The organism is Methylobacterium sp. E-041, assembly GCF_022829665.1.
Classification (GTDB): domain Bacteria; phylum Pseudomonadota; class Alphaproteobacteria; order Rhizobiales; family Beijerinckiaceae; genus Methylobacterium.
This window is the reverse complement of sequence record NZ_JAKSYQ010000037.1, coordinates 23,400-36,922: the sequence shown is the minus strand read 5'-3', so window position 1 is coordinate 36,922 and position 13,523 is coordinate 23,400. Positions and strand designations below refer to the sequence as shown.

15 protein-coding genes are annotated in these 13,523 nt (G+C 71.3%); 7 read left to right on the top strand and 8 right to left on the bottom strand.

The annotated features are described in order from the left end of the window. Positions 1 to 64 precede the first annotated feature (64 nt). On the bottom strand, positions 65 to 775 hold the full coding sequence (gene metW / locus MKK70_RS02365) for a methionine biosynthesis protein MetW (protein WP_147727140.1): 711 nt from the start codon (positions 773 to 775) through the stop codon (positions 65 to 67). Next, the gene (locus tag MKK70_RS02360; protein ID WP_187274668.1) at positions 772 to 1,977 is read right to left on the bottom strand and encodes a homoserine O-acetyltransferase; all 1,206 of its coding nucleotides are present in this window, start codon (positions 1,975 to 1,977) and stop codon (positions 772 to 774) included. Before MKK70_RS02360 ends, metW begins: the two co-directional genes overlap by 4 nt. A gap of 241 nt (positions 1,978 to 2,218) precedes the next feature. On the opposite strand from MKK70_RS02360, the gene MKK70_RS02355 reads away from it, so the two are divergent. The 4 genes from MKK70_RS02355 to MKK70_RS02340 all read left to right on the top strand — a co-directional run bounded on the left by MKK70_RS02355 (position 2,219) and on the right by MKK70_RS02340 (position 5,731). Next, positions 2,219 to 3,097 carry a chorismate mutase gene (locus MKK70_RS02355; RefSeq protein WP_147727141.1) on the top strand — a complete coding sequence of 293 codons (879 nt, stop codon included), beginning with the start codon at positions 2,219 to 2,221 and terminating at the stop codon, positions 3,095 to 3,097. Between the two features lie 100 nt (positions 3,098 to 3,197). Then, entirely contained in the window at positions 3,198 to 4,313 is a 1,116-nt protein-coding gene (locus tag MKK70_RS02350) for a pyridoxal phosphate-dependent aminotransferase (RefSeq protein ID WP_243945644.1), read from the top strand. Then, the gene (locus MKK70_RS02345; RefSeq protein WP_243945642.1) at positions 4,306 to 5,250 is read left to right on the top strand and encodes a prephenate/arogenate dehydrogenase family protein; all 945 of its coding nucleotides are present in this window, start codon (positions 4,306 to 4,308) and stop codon (positions 5,248 to 5,250) included. Before MKK70_RS02350 ends, MKK70_RS02345 begins: the two co-directional genes overlap by 8 nt. A 58-nt stretch (positions 5,251 to 5,308) precedes the next feature. Further along, the gene (locus tag MKK70_RS02340) at positions 5,309 to 5,731 is read left to right on the top strand and encodes a PaaI family thioesterase (RefSeq protein WP_243945641.1); all 423 of its coding nucleotides are present in this window, start codon (positions 5,309 to 5,311) and stop codon (positions 5,729 to 5,731) included. Positions 5,732 to 6,060: 329 nt separating this feature from the next. Here the strand turns inward: MKK70_RS02340 and MKK70_RS02335 are convergent, their stop codons facing one another. The 4 genes from MKK70_RS02335 to glyA form a co-directional block, all read right to left on the bottom strand. Beyond that, a complete protein-coding gene (locus MKK70_RS02335; RefSeq protein WP_243945639.1) occupies positions 6,061 to 6,690 on the bottom strand; it encodes a riboflavin synthase in 630 nt (209 codons plus the stop codon). A 3-nt stretch (positions 6,691 to 6,693) separates the two neighbouring features. After that, positions 6,694 to 7,809, bottom strand: a complete 1,116-nt coding sequence (gene ribD, locus MKK70_RS02330) for a bifunctional diaminohydroxyphosphoribosylaminopyrimidine deaminase/5-amino-6-(5-phosphoribosylamino)uracil reductase RibD (RefSeq protein WP_409568236.1) — start codon at positions 7,807 to 7,809, stop codon at positions 6,694 to 6,696. After that, positions 7,806 to 8,318, bottom strand: a complete 513-nt coding sequence (gene nrdR / locus MKK70_RS02325) for a transcriptional regulator NrdR (protein ID WP_147858293.1) — start codon at positions 8,316 to 8,318, stop codon at positions 7,806 to 7,808. Before nrdR ends, ribD begins: the two co-directional genes overlap by 4 nt. Before the next feature lie 137 nt (positions 8,319 to 8,455). Next, positions 8,456 to 9,760: a serine hydroxymethyltransferase gene (gene glyA / locus MKK70_RS02320; protein WP_243932298.1), complete on the bottom strand. Its 1,305-nt coding sequence runs from the start codon at positions 9,758 to 9,760 to the stop codon at positions 8,456 to 8,458. A gap of 280 nt (positions 9,761 to 10,040) precedes the next feature. Here glyA and MKK70_RS02315 point away from each other — a divergent pair, with 280 nt between their 5' ends. After that, the gene (locus MKK70_RS02315) at positions 10,041 to 10,685 is read left to right on the top strand and encodes a hypothetical protein (protein ID WP_243945637.1); all 645 of its coding nucleotides are present in this window, start codon (positions 10,041 to 10,043) and stop codon (positions 10,683 to 10,685) included. A gap of 10 nt (positions 10,686 to 10,695) precedes the next feature. Further along, on the top strand, positions 10,696 to 11,145 hold the full coding sequence (locus MKK70_RS02310; protein WP_243945635.1) for a hypothetical protein: 450 nt from the start codon (positions 10,696 to 10,698) through the stop codon (positions 11,143 to 11,145). A gap of 64 nt (positions 11,146 to 11,209) precedes the next feature. On the opposite strand, the gene MKK70_RS02305 is transcribed toward MKK70_RS02310, so the two are convergent. Together MKK70_RS02305 and MKK70_RS02300 are read right to left on the bottom strand one after the other, a co-directional pair. Continuing rightward, the gene (locus MKK70_RS02305; protein ID WP_147844272.1) at positions 11,210 to 11,521 is read right to left on the bottom strand and encodes a cupin domain-containing protein; all 312 of its coding nucleotides are present in this window, start codon (positions 11,519 to 11,521) and stop codon (positions 11,210 to 11,212) included. Between the two features lie 63 nt (positions 11,522 to 11,584). Further along, entirely contained in the window at positions 11,585 to 12,748 is a 1,164-nt protein-coding gene (locus MKK70_RS02300) for a hypothetical protein (RefSeq protein ID WP_147728308.1), read from the bottom strand. Between the two features lie 162 nt (positions 12,749 to 12,910). On the opposite strand from MKK70_RS02300, the gene MKK70_RS02295 reads away from it, so the two are divergent. Further along, on the top strand, positions 12,911 to 13,516 hold the full coding sequence (locus MKK70_RS02295; protein ID WP_147728307.1) for an NnrU family protein: 606 nt from the start codon (positions 12,911 to 12,913) through the stop codon (positions 13,514 to 13,516). Positions 13,517 to 13,523: the final 7 nt, after the last annotated feature.

Genomic DNA, 13,523 nt, shown 5'->3' with positions numbered 1-13,523 from the left:
AAGATGCACGATCGACGCGATCGATGTCCGCATCGGCTCGATGCCGCCCGGCGCGGTCGACCGATCAGCCGGCTCCGAGGCGGCCCCGCCTGAGCAGGAACACCCCCTGCGCGCCGATCAGGTTCCAGAACCACCACGGCATCGAGAAGCGCATCGGCCGTCCGCGCGCGTCGAGCGCCGCCGCCTTCTCGATGTGGGCGTCGACCGCCCGGCACAGCTCGACGAAGTCGCGCATGGTGCAGTGGTGGATGTTCGGCGTCTCGTACCAGGCTTCCGGCAAGATCTCGGTGATCGGCATCCGCCCGCGGAAGGCGAGCTCGGCCCGCACCCGCCAATGACCGAAGTTCGGGAACGAGATCACCACCTGCCGGCCGATGCGAAGCAGGTGCTCCAGCACGATGCGCGGGTTGCGCGTCGCCTGGATGGTCTGGGACAGGACCACCACGTCGAATGCGTCGTCGGGGTAGTTCTCGAGGTCGGTGTCGGCGTCGCCCTGGATCACCGGCAGGCCGCGCGCGAGGCAGGCGTTCACGCCCTCGCGCGACAGCTCGATGCCGCGCCCGTCGACGCCGCGCCGGTCGCGCAGCAGCGCCAGCAGCGAGCCGTCGCCGCAGCCGATGTCGAGGACGCGCGCGCCGGGCGGCACCAGCCCGAGGACCACGAGGTGGTCGACGCGGGCGCCGCCGGATTCGGGCGTGCGCGGCAGGTCGTCCGCCGCCTCCCAGGGCGTGCCGGAGGCGGCGTCGCCGAAGGACAGGTCCTCGCGCCCGCTCACAGCCCGCGCGCCCGGGCGGCCGCGTCGATGAACCCGCGGGCCGCCGAGAACAGCGTCGGCTCGTCGAGGAGGAACGCGTCGTGGCCCTTGTCGCTCTCGACCTCGACGAAGGCGACCGGGGCCGAGGCGGCGTTCAGCGCGTGCACGATCGCCCGGGAATCGGCCGTGGGGAACAGCCAGTCGGAGGTGAACGAGATCACGCAGAACCGCGTCTTCGTGCCCTTGAAGGCGTTGGCGAGCACGCCGCCGTGGTCGGCGGCGAGGTCGAAGTAGTCCATCGCCCGCGTCAGGTAGAGGTAGGCGTTGGCGTCGAACCGCTCGACGAAGCTCAAGCCCTGGTGGCGCAGGTAGCTCTCGATCTGGAAGTCGGCGTTGAACGAGAAGGTCGGCGCCGAGCCGCCCTGGAAGCGCCGCCCGAACTTCCGGTGCAAAGCCGGCTCGGACAGGTAGGTGATGTGCGCGCCCATCCGCGCGACGCCGAGGCCCTTCGAGGGGCGCGTGCCGGCCTCGAGATAGCGACCGTCGGCCCAGGCGGGGTCGGCCATGATCGCCTGCCGGCCGACCTCGTGAAAGGCGATGTTCTGCGCCGAATGGCGCGCGCCCGTGGCGATCGGCATCGCCGCGAACACGCGCTCAGGGTAGAGCGAGGCCCATTGCAGCACCTGCATCCCGCCCATCGAGCCGCCGATGCACAGGAACAGGTCCGCGATGCCGAGATGGTCGAGCAGCATCGCCTGGGCGCGGACCATGTCGCGGATCGTGACCAGCGGGAAGTCGAGCCCGTAGGCCGAGCCCGTCGCGGGGTCGATCGAGGCCGGGCCGGTCGAGCCCATGCACGAGCCGATCACGTTGGAGCAGACGACGAAGTAGCGGTCGGTGTCGATCGGCTTGCCCGGGCCGACCAGCGTCGTCCACCAGCCGGGCTTGCCGGTGACGGGATGGGGGTGGGCGAAGTGCTGGTCGCCGGTGAGCGCGTGGCAGATCAGCACCGCGTTGGTGCGCGCGGCGTTGAGGGTGCCGGCGGTCTGGTAGGCGACTTGGAACGGCGCGAGCGCGGCGCCCGAATCCATGGTCAGCGGCTGCCCGGCCTCGAACCGCGCGACGAGCCCCGCCGGGTCGCGCGCCTGCGACGGCTCGCGGCTGCGGATCTCGGGCTCCGTCGCGGAGGCGGCCGTGACGGCCGTATCGAGGGGATTGTCCATGAGGCGTTTGGAAACGGCTTCTCGCGCGCCGAAGGGGCCGAAGGAATCGCGAGGCCGCCCGCTTCCCGCGCCCGCCGCTGCACCGGACGTAGTGTGCCCGCCGCCGAGCGTCAACGAAAGGGGCCGCCGGAAGGCCGTTCATCCGCCCTCCGTTGTCGATCGCACGGCCCTGCTGCGCTGGCCCTTCGGCGCGGCGGGCCGTAAACACGCGCGAGCAGCCCCGTCCTCAGCTTGTCGAACCATGCGCTTCCCCAAACGAGCCGCGCCGCCGATGGAAGACCTCGCCGCCCTCCGGGCCGAGATCGATCGGATCGACGCCGAGATGCACGCGCTGCTGATCCAGCGCGGCGGGATCATCGACCGGCTGATCGCGGTGAAGGGCACCTCGGCCTCGGGCTCCGCCTTCCGTCCCGGTCGCGAGGCCGCGATGATGCGGCGCGTCGCCGAGCGCCACCGCGGGCTGCTGCCGCTCGACACCGTCGAGGGGATCTGGCGGGTCATCATCGCGACCTTCACCTACGTCCAGGCGCCGTTCTCGGTGCATGCCGACATCTCCGCCGGCGATCCGGCGATGCGCGACTCCGCCCGCTTCCACTTCGGCTTCACCGTGCCCTACCGGCCCCACCCGACCTGCGCGGCGGTGATCGAGGCGGTGGCGGCCTCGCGCGGCGACCTCGGCATCTTCCGCTTCGACCCGCGCGCCGCCCAGGTGCCCGCGAAGGGGGCGGCGAAGGGAGAGGCCTGGTGGGAGGGCCTGATCGGCGCGGGACGGCCGAAGGTGATCGCCCGGCTGCCCTTCATCGAGCGGCCGGCCCACCCGGCCGGCACGCCGGTCTTCGTGGTGGCCAAGCCCCTCGACGATCCGGCGGCGGCGCAGCGCGACTGGGTGCTGTGGGCGGTGCGCTGCGGTGCCTGGACGGAGGAGGCCGAGCGCGCCGTGCAGGGGCTCTACGGCGAGGTGGTGGCGCGGGCCAAGCCCAAGGGCGAGGTCGAGCGCCTGCTGCTGGCGGTGCCGGGCGGCGTTGGCACGCGGCAGCTCGCCGAGGCCCTGGACGGGGCGGGCGCGGCGGTGTCGAGCCTCGACGAGACCGGCAGCCACGCGGCGCGGTTCCGGGTGTGAGGGCCGCCGGGCGCCCGATCCGGTCGCGCCCCGCTTCATCGCGGCGCGAAATGCTGTAGACGGGCGCCACCCGCGTTTCTTCTGCAGGCTGCGAACACCAATGTCCGCCTCTCCCCGTCTCCGCCCGGTGCCCCGTCCGGGCGTCCTGGCGATCGACCCCTACGTGCCCGGCAAGAGCGGGGCGCCGGGTCACGCCAAGATCCACAAGCTGTCGTCGAACGAGACGCCGCTCGGCCCGAGCCCGGCGGCGATGGCGGCGATGCAGGCGGCCACGGCCAAGCTCGAGAACTATCCCGACGGCACCTCCACGCTGCTGCGGACCGCCATCGCGGCGCGCTACGGCATCGACGCGGGCCGCGTCGTCTGCGGCGCGGGCTCGGACGAGCTGCTCTCGCTGCTCGCCTACGCCTATATCGGCCCCGGCGACGAGGGCGTCTTCTGCGAGCACGGGTTCCTGGTCTACCGCATCGCCATCCTGGCGGCGGGCGGCACCGCCGTGGTCGCTTCCGAGCGCGACCTCACCGCCGACGTCGACGCGATCCTCGCCGCCGTGACCCCGCGGACGAAGATCGTCTACGTCGCCAACCCCAACAACCCGACCGGCACCTACCTGCCGCTGGCCGAGGTGCGGCGCCTGCATGCCGGCCTGCCGGGCGACGTGCTGCTGGTCCTCGACGGCGCCTACGCCGAGTACGTCCAGGTGGACGACTACGCGGCCGGGCTCGAGCTCGCGCGCGACGCCGACAACGTCGTGATGACCCGCACCTTCTCGAAGATCCACGGGCTCGCCGCCCTGCGCGTCGGCTGGATGGTCGGGCCGGCCCACGTGATGGACGCTGTCAACCGCATCCGCGGGCCGTTCAACCTGTCCACCGCCGGCATGGCGGCCGGGGCGGCGGCGCTCGCCGACGAGGCGCACGCCGCGACGGCCGCCGCCCACAACGCCAAATGGCTGCCGCGGATGATCGCGGGCGCCCGCGCGCTCGGCCTGACCGTGACGCCGAGCGTGGCGAACTTCATGCTCGTGCACTTTCTCGACGTGCCCGGCCGCACGGCGGCCGACGCCGACGCCTTCCTGACCGGGCGTGGGGTGATCGTGCGCCGAGTGGCGGCCTACGGGCTGCCGAATGCGCTCCGCGTGACGATCGGCAGCGTCGAGAGCAACGAGGCCTTCCTCGGCGCGCTCGGCGCCTTCGTCCGAGGCGACCATGCCTGAGGCCGCGCCGCTCGACTGCCTCGCCATCGTCGGCCTCGGCCTGATCGGCTCGTCGATCGCCCGCGGCGCCCGCCGCTACGGGCTGGCCGAGCGCATCGTCGCGATCGACGCGGACGCCGCCGTCCGCGCGCGGGTGCTCGATCTCGGCATCGCCGACGACGTCACCGGCGATGCCGCCGCGGGCGCGGCGCAGGCCGACCTCGTGATCCTGTGCGTGCCCGTCGGCGCCATCGGCCCGGTCGCCGCCACGATGGCGCCGCACCTGAAGCCGGGTGCCGTCGTCTCGGACGTCGGCTCGGTGAAGGCGTCGGTCGTCGCGGCCGTCACCCCGCACCTGCCCGACGGCATCGTGTTCGTGCCCGGCCATCCGGTGGCCGGCACCGAGTATTCCGGGCCGGATGCCGGGTTCTCGACGCTGTTCTCCGGGCGCTGGTGCATCCTGACCCCGCCGGAGGACGCGCCCGAGGCCGCCGTCGCGCGGGTGCGCGCGCTGTGGCAGGGGCTCGGCGCCGTCGTCGAGACGATGACGCCGGAGCACCACGACCTCGTGCTCGCCATCACCAGCCACGTGCCGCACCTGATCGCCTACAACATCGTCGGCACCGCCGCCGACCTCGAGCAGGTGACGCAGTCCGAGGTGATGAAGTTCTCGGCCGGCGGCTTCCGCGACTTCACCCGCATCGCCTCCTCGGACCCGACGATGTGGCGCGACATCTTCCTGAGCAACCGCGAGGCGGTGCTGGAGATGCTCGGGCGCTTCAGCGAGGACCTCTCGGTGCTGACCCGTGCGATCCGCTACGGCGACGGCGTGGCCCTGCACGACCTGTTCACCCGCACCCGCGCGATCCGCCGGGGCATCGTCGCGCAGGGGCAGGAAACGGCCGAGGCCGATTTCGGCCGCGCGCGCGCGGCCGAGGGCATTCCCAAGGCGGGGTGACCCGCGATCCCGGTCGCCCGCCTTGCCGCCGGCGCACCGCCATGCTGGAACGGCCGTCATGACCGCGATGACGCTTGCCGAGACCCGCGACTTCCTCGACCGGGAGTTCCCGCAGATGCAGGCGGGCGGGCGCGCCTACTGCCTGGAGGCCGTCGGCCCGCTGACCGCGCGGATGCGGCTCGACGGCGACGCGCGCTTCCTGCGCCCGGGCGGCACGCTGTCCGGCCCGTCGATGATGGCGCTGGCCGACTATGCGCTCTACGCGGCCATCCTCGCCCAGATCGGCCCGGTGGCGCTCGCGGTGACCACGAGCCTGACCTTCAACTTCCTGCGCAAGCCCGCGGGGCTGGTGCTGATCGCCGACGTGACGCTGCTGAAGCTCGGCCGGCGCCTCGCCGTCGGCGAGGTGCGGATCACGGCGCCGGGCTCGGACGACCTCGTCGCCCAGGCGAACGGCACGTACTCGATCCCGCCGCGGTGAGGGCCTACCGATCCGCGTAGCGGGACCACAGCACGACGCCGAAGCCGACGGCGACCGCCATCGGCCGCGCGACGACGAAGGCCACGATCTGAATGTCGGCCATGGCTGCAGCCTTCCACGAATGATGCGCGCGCACCCGTGGAGGGCGATGCTCGCAAGGAAGAAGATCGCGATGCCTCCCGACAGCGTCAACGCCGACAGGTTGGACCGTCCCGAAACCCCGAAGACGGTCGCAACGAGCGGCGCGACCGCGCCCGCGGTGAACAGGCCGCCCGCGGCGGTGTTCAGGTAGGCGGCGGAGAGCTTGATCCGCTCGTCCGAAATCAGGCTCACGCCGCGCTTTCGCGGCCCTCCGCGAGCCGCGCCGCGTAGCGCGCGATCAGGTCCACCTCGAGGTTCAGCCGGTCGCCGGCGCGGCGCTCGCCCCAGGTGGTGACCTCCAGCGTGTGCGGGATCAGCAGGACCGAGAAGGTGTCGCCCTCGACCGCGTTGACGGTCAGCGACGTGCCGTCGAGGCAGACCGAGCCCTTCTTGGCGATGAAGTGGGCGACCCCGGCCGGCGCCCGCAGGGTGAACCGTTCGCTCGCGCCCCAGGCGCCGGCGGTGACGGTCTCGCGGGCGAGGATCTCGGCGACGCCGTCGACGTGGCCGGTGACGAGGTGGCCGCCGAGCTCGTCGCCGATCTTCAGCGAGCGCTCCAGGTTGATTCGGGTGCCGGCCTCCCACCCGCCGACCGTGGTCAGCGCCAGCGTCTCGGCGGCGGCGTCCACCGCGAAGACGCAGCCGCCCTCGGCCGGCTCGATCGACACCGCCGTGAGGCAAGGGCCGGAGCAGGCGATCGAGGCGCCGAGCGCGATCGTGGCCGCATCGTAGGCGGCGCGGATCGTGAGGCGGCGCATCCGCGCATCGCCCGAGACCGAGAGCACCGTTCCGACGTCGCTGACGAGACCCGTGAACATCGCTTAAGCCTCACTCCGTTCGTAGGTCACGGCCCGGTCCGCCCCGAGGTCGAGGGACTGGGCGATCCGGAACCGTCCGCTCTCCAGCGCCTGCCCGAGATGCGGGCCGACCGCCGGCAGGCCGCCCTGCGGACCGCAGGTGCCGGGCCCGGTGATCAGGGTGCAGGAATCCACGAGATCGGCCTCGGCCAGCGCGTCGGCAAGGTGAGGGCCGCCCTCGCTGCAGAGCCGCGTCAATCCGCGCTCGCCGAGCATCGCCAGCGCCGCGTGCAGGTCGACCCGCCCGCGCGCATCGGCGGCGACGCGCACTACCGCGACGCCGAGCGATTCGAGCATCCGCTTGGCATGGGCCGGGGCGATCCGCGTCGTCACGACCAGCGTCGGGACGTCGTGAGCGCCGCGCACGAGCACGCTCGACGGCGACAGCCGCAGCTGCGAATCCAGCACCACCCGCAGCGGCGAGCGACCGCCGAGGCCGGGCAGGCGCACGGTGAGCGAAGGGTCGTCGGCGCGCGCCGTGCCGATGCCGATCAGGATCGCGTCGGCATGGGCCCGCCACAGGTGCACCGCGCCGTCGGCGATCGCGCCGGTGATGCGCAGGCGCACCGTGTCGGAGGCGGCGGCGAACCCGTCCCGCGTCCGGGCGAGCTTGAGGTGGAGGTGGGGCCGCCCGTGGGTGATCCGCGCCACGTGCCCGGCATGGTCGCGGCGGGCCTCGGTGCCCAGCAGCCCGGTCTCGACCCGGATGCCGGCCGCCCGCAGGAGCGCGTGGCCGCGGCCGGAGACCCGCGTGTCGGGGTCCTCCATCGCGCTGACGACCCGCGCGATGCCTGCCGCGACGATCGCGTCGGTGCAGGGCGGCGTGCGGCCGTGATGCGAGCACGGCTCCAGCGTGACGTAGAGGGTCGCGCCCCGGGCCGCCGCGCCGGCATCGGCGAGCGCCAGGGGCTCGCCGTGCGGGCGGCCGCCCGGGGCGGTGACGCCCTGGCCGACGATCCGCTCCGCGCCCGGCTCGCCTGCGACCACCACGGCGCCGACCGAGGGGTTCGGCCAGGTCCGCCCGAGGTTGCGCTGCCCGAGCGCGAGGGCGAGGCGCATGAAGCGCGCGTCGGCCGTCACGAGCGCGACCGCGCCGTGCGCGGCTTGCCCGCCGCGACGCCCTCGGGCGGCTCGACGCCGGCCTCCGCCAAGGTGCCGAGCAGGTCCTCGAAATCCTTGGCCTCGCGGAAGTTCTTGTAGACGGAGGCGAAGCGCACGTAGGCGACGTCGTCGAGGCCCTTCAGGCCCTCCATCACCAGCTCGCCGATCGCCTCCGAGGTGATCTCGGCCTCGCCGCCGCTCTCGAGCTGGCGGGTGATGCCGCTGACCAGCCGCTCGATCCGCTCGGGGTCGACCGCGCGCTTGCGCAGGGCCACGCCGATCGAGCGCTGCAGCTTGTCGCGCTCGAACGGCACGCGCTTGCCCGAGCGCTTGAGCACCACGAGCTCGCGCAGCTGCACCCGCTCGAAGGTGGTGAAGCGGCCGGCGCAGTCCGGGCAGACCCGGCGGCGGCGGATCGCGGCGCCGTCCTCGCTCGGCCGCGAATCCTTCACCTGCGTGTCGGAGCCGCCGCAATAGGGACACCGCATCGGGCGGACCTTCTCATCGAGCTGGAAAGACGGCGGCCTCTCGGGAAACGAGAACGGCCGCGGATCGAGGCGATCCGCGGCCGTCTCTATCGTGTTGCAGTGCACGCCGGAAGGCTTCCCTTCCGGCGGCGTCCGGATCAGCCGTAGATCGGGAACCGGTCGGTGAGGGCGTGGACGCGGGTCTTGACCGAGGCCTCGACCGCGGAATCCCCGGCCTCGCCGTTCGCCACGAGCCCGTCGAGCACCTCGACGATGAAGCCGCCGATCTGCTTGAACTCGGCGACGCCGAAGCCGCGCGAGGTGCCGGCCGGCGTGCCCAGGCGGATGCCCGAGGTGATCGTCGGCTTCTGCGTGTCGAAGGGGACGCCGTTCTTGTTGCAGGTGATGTCGGCCCGCGACAGCGCGGCTTCCGCCGCCTTGCCGGTGAGGCCCTTCCGCTGCAGGTCGACCAGCATCAGGTGGTTGTCGGTGCCGCCCGAGGTGATGTCGTAGCCGCCCGACATCAGGGTGTCGGCCAGCGCCTTGGCGTTCTCGATCACTTGGCGGGCGTAGATCTTGAACTCGGGCTTCAGGGCCTCGCCGAAGGCCACGGCCTTGCCGGCGATGACGTGCATGAGCGGGCCGCCCTGCAGGCCGGGGAAGATCGCCGAGTTGAACTTCTTGGCGAGCGCCTCGTCGTTCGTCAGGATCATGCCGCCGCGCGGGCCGCGGAGCGTCTTGTGGGTCGTCGTGGTGGCGACGTGGGCGTGCGGGAACGGCGACGGGTGCACGCCGGCGGCGACGAGGCCGGCGAAGTGCGCCATGTCGACGAAGAAGTACGCGCCGACCGCGTCGGCGATCTCACGGAACTTGGCGAAGTCCCAATGGCGCGGATAGCCCGAGCCGCCGGCGATGATCACCTTCGGCTTGTGCTCGTGGGCCAGCGCCTCGACCTGCTCCATGTCGATGCGCTGGTCGTCGCGGCGCACGGTGTAGGAGACCGGCTTGAACCACTTGCCCGAGACGTTCGGGGGCGCGCCGTGGGTGAGGTGGCCGCCGGCGGCGAGGTCGAGGCCGAGGAAGGTGTCGCCCGGCTGCATCAGGGCCATGAACACGCCCTGGTTCGCCTGGCTGCCGGAGTTCGGCTGCACGTTGGCGAAGCCGACGCCGAACAGGCGCTTGGCGCGCTCGATGGCGAGGTTCTCGGCGATGTCCACGAACTGGCAGCCGCCGTAGTAGCGACGGCCGGGATAGCCCTCCGCGTACTTGTTGGTCAGCACCGAGCCCTGCGCCTCGAGCACGGCGCGCGAGACGATGTTCTCGGAGGCGATCAGCTCGATCTCGTGCTGCTGCCGGCCGAGCTCCTGCTCGACGGCCTTGGCGATCTCCGGATCCGCGTCGCTCAGCGGGGCCGCGAAGAAGGAGTTCGAGAAATGCTTGTCGGAAGCGGTACCGGCGCTCATGGATGGCCTCTGTTCTTGTATGCGGGCGAAATCGGCGCGCTCGTCCCGTCGGCGTGCACGGGCGAGCCTTCGTAGCGCTACTCTCTACACGCGTGCGTGGAAGCCGCCAACACAGGCCTTTTTGCCGCGGGGGCAAGAAAAGTTGAGGCCAGGCGCCCGGCAGCGTCAACTGCACGCTGAAAGCACGGCTGGGCGATCGGCCGTGCCTCGCTCCGCAGCGCTATAGGAAAATTGACCTTATTAGGAATATATGGCAAGGCCTCTTCGGGGGAGCTTTGGCATGGACGAACGTCGAGACCAGCTTCGATTCGCGCACAGAGTTGCAGAGATCCGCCTGCGGATTGCGATGCTGTCCGTGCTCAGCCATTCCCTCAGAGCCGGCTTTCGCCCGGATCAACCCCGAGGCCCGGATGGTCGCTGGACCGGCGGCGCCGGTCAGATCGTGCGCAGCCAGATAGAGAAAACCGGGAACGCAAGGATCGACGCGAAGACCGAGCTTCTTGTGGATGTCGTCAAGGAGGCAATCTCGATCTCGGGAGATGTCCGTGTGCCGGCCTACGGCGTCCGACTGCATGCTGCGACAGCTCGATTGATTCGCAATCTGGATATTCCAGGTATCGGCCGGCACGGCGTCGAGCAAAGCTTCAGCCTGGGCGATAGTGTTCGTTATGGGCTGGAGGGAAGCGTACGAACCGACGTGGTCTTGCGCGATGGAAGAACATCCTCGGCCCCGATATTGGCGGTATGGGACTTCAAGACGGGAAATGCGCGTCTGACAGCAGCGCGCGTCCGGGAGATCCGTGAAGGTCTCGGGGTGGGCTCCGATGTGCCGGTGATCGAAATCCATGTTCGACGCGGTGTCGCGGTCAAATCACATGCCGCCACGACGAAGATAAGCGTTTTTGCCGACATCCACTGGTTTTGAGGGACAGAACATGACGATGGAAGCCTACGCGTTCTGCGCCCGTCCGATCAAATCGATCGAAGACTGGCAAGCGTCGATCAATGCCCTCGGGTTCGATCTGAGATTGAGATCGACTCGCGATCTCGCGGATCATCGGGGGCACCTTCCGGCGCTTTGGCGTGGCCGAGAAGCCGGGTTCGAGTTCGGCGCTTGCGCGTTCGCGGAACTGGCGGAAACGTACGACGACATCGATCTCGGCGGGCCGTGGCCCTACGCCTACGCCTTCTATTTCGCGGCTTTGCCGAGTTGCGTCGGCACGTGGCTGGCGCTGGCCGCCTGCCTGACGCTGACCGACGGCGTGGCTTTCGACCCGCAAGAGGGAAGAATTCTTCGACCCGGAGAGGCCGCACGCTATGCGCAGGATACCGAGAACGAGGTCGATCGGATCGAGTCAGGGGAGGTCGGTCGGACGCCTTCATAGATGTCGAAGGTTGGAGGGGCCCGCCGACATGGGTCGCGTCGAACGACGGACCCATCCGCCGGCCTCACGCCGACACGTTGGTCTCCACCAGCACCGTCTCCGTCTCGAACTCCGCCGCGTGCCACGCCTCCGCGGGGAAGTGGAACACGCTGCCGGGGCCGAATGCCGCACGGCCCTGCTCGGTCTCCAGGATACCTGAGCCGGAGAGCACCTGCACGAACTGCTCGTGCGCGTGGCTGTGCCGCGCCGCCGAGGTGCCCGCTGGGACGACGATCCGCACGAGGCTGGCGCCCGCGCCCGGGATCGTGCGCTTGGCGACGCCGTTTTCCGCGACGGTCTCGTCGCGTTCGTCCCAGGCGAGCAGGTGGTCGGTCATGGCGGCCTCGTGGTCAGCCCTCGAAGATGATGCAGGCGCGGTCCCGGTCAACGCACGATGCGCTCACGGCCAAACCTTGATCGCCACCGGCCGCCGCAGCAGGTCGCGGTCCGAGGTGATGGTGCAGCCCTCCGTCCGCAGCGTCACGTAGGTGAGGATCGCGGTGTCGCCGACGTCGTCGAAGTTCCGGCCCTCGGCCCTGGGGTCGAGGAGGGACGGGTAGGCGATCAGGCCGCCCGGCGCCGCGCAGGGGTCGTCGTAGAGCGTCGCCCCGGCGACGAGCAGCCGCGGCACGTCCCAGGTCAGAAGGTCGCGCGAGCTCGTCCAGTAGAAGCCCGATTGCGCGAACCCGTCACCCGCCTTGGCCATGAACAGGGCGACGAAGGCGCCGGTGCCGCGATGGCGGACCACCGCCCCGACGGGCGTCGGGAACGGCGCCACCGGCTTGCAGGCCTCGGCCCGCGCGCCCTTGGTGCGATACGGATCCGGGAAGGACGCGGTGAAGCCGGTGCCGGTCCAGGCGCGCCAGCTCGCCGCATCGCCGGGCGTGGCGGTGCGGAACAGGCACACCCCGGCCTCCTGATCCCCGGGCCGGTCCCAGCCGGTGGTCGAGACGAAGACGTAGCGGAAGCGCCCGTCGGCGAAGACGTTCGACGGGTTGAAGAAGCCGCGGTGACGCCCCTGGCCGACCTCCTGCCGGAACGGGGCCGCCATCGCCACCGCGGGCGGGGTCGTGCGCAGGAAGCTGCGGCCGCCATCCGCGGAGGCGGCGGCGGTGATCGTGTTGTACCAGCAGGCCTCGTAGGTCTCGGCCGTGCAGCGGCCCGGATGCTCGTTCGCCTGGTACTCGTGGTGCACCAGCGCGGCGATTCGGGCGCCGTCCTCGGTCCAGGTGGCGGTGATCCAGGAGCGGTCGTCGTAGAGCGCCGGGTCGGCCTTCTCGCCCGAGTCGAGCACCACCGTGCAGTCGAGCTTGAGGTGGTCGAGGTCCGGCCCGCGCAGGGCCCGGTTGCGGTAGTGCATGCCGAACAGGGCGACCGCACCAGTGGCATCCCGGAACGCGCGGGCCGAGGCGTCGGGCACGTCGGCGCCGTCGCAGGCGTCGCGCCCGGCCTTGAACACGATGCTCGGCGGCCCGACCAGGGTCAGGCTCGACAGCGGCGGCTCGGCGGCCGCCTGCGCGAGCGCCGGCAGCGACAGGAGAAACAGCGCGAGGCGGAGCCGCATGGGACGAGACCGGTGGGTGCGCCGAAAGCGCACTTGGACGAGGAGCGCGCACGGACGGCGGTCGCGCGCCTGGACAAACCACGGGAGTTTCTGTTCAGAACCGTTACAGAATGGCTTCCCGCCGGTGCGGGGGCCCGATCCTCCCGAGCCGAGTCCCCATCCATGCTGATCCTGATCCTCGGGCTGGTGCTGTTCCTCGGCACCCACGCCTTCTCGATGCTGCGCGCCAAGCGCTCCGAGGTCGTCGGCCAAGTCGGCGAGGGCAAGTACAAGCTCGGCTACACCCTGCTCTCGGTCCTCGGCCTCGTGCTGATCGGTGTCGGCTTCCACAACTATCGCGTCGACGGGTACATCCCGGTCTGGGATCCGCCGGTCTGGACGCGCCACCTGTCCCTGGTGCTGGTGCTGCTCGCTTTCATCGTGCTGGCCTCGGCCTACCTGCCGGGCCACATCCGGGCGAAGGCCAAGCACCCGATGCTGCTCGCCGTGAAGATCTGGGCGACGGCGCACCTGCTCGCCAACGGCGACCTCGGCTCGATCCTGCTGTTCGGCTCGTTCCTGGCCTGGGCGGTGATCGCCCGGATCAGCGCCAAGCGCCGCGCGCTCACGGCGGGTCAGGTCGTCGCGCAGCACGGGGGCGCCGCGGCCCCTGCGGGCTGGCGCAACGACGCGATCGCGGTGGTCGTCGGCGTCGTCGCCTGGTTCGTGTTCGGCAAGTATCTCCACCCGATCCTGATCGGCGTCTACGCCTGGCCGGGCCAGGCGTAGACGCCGC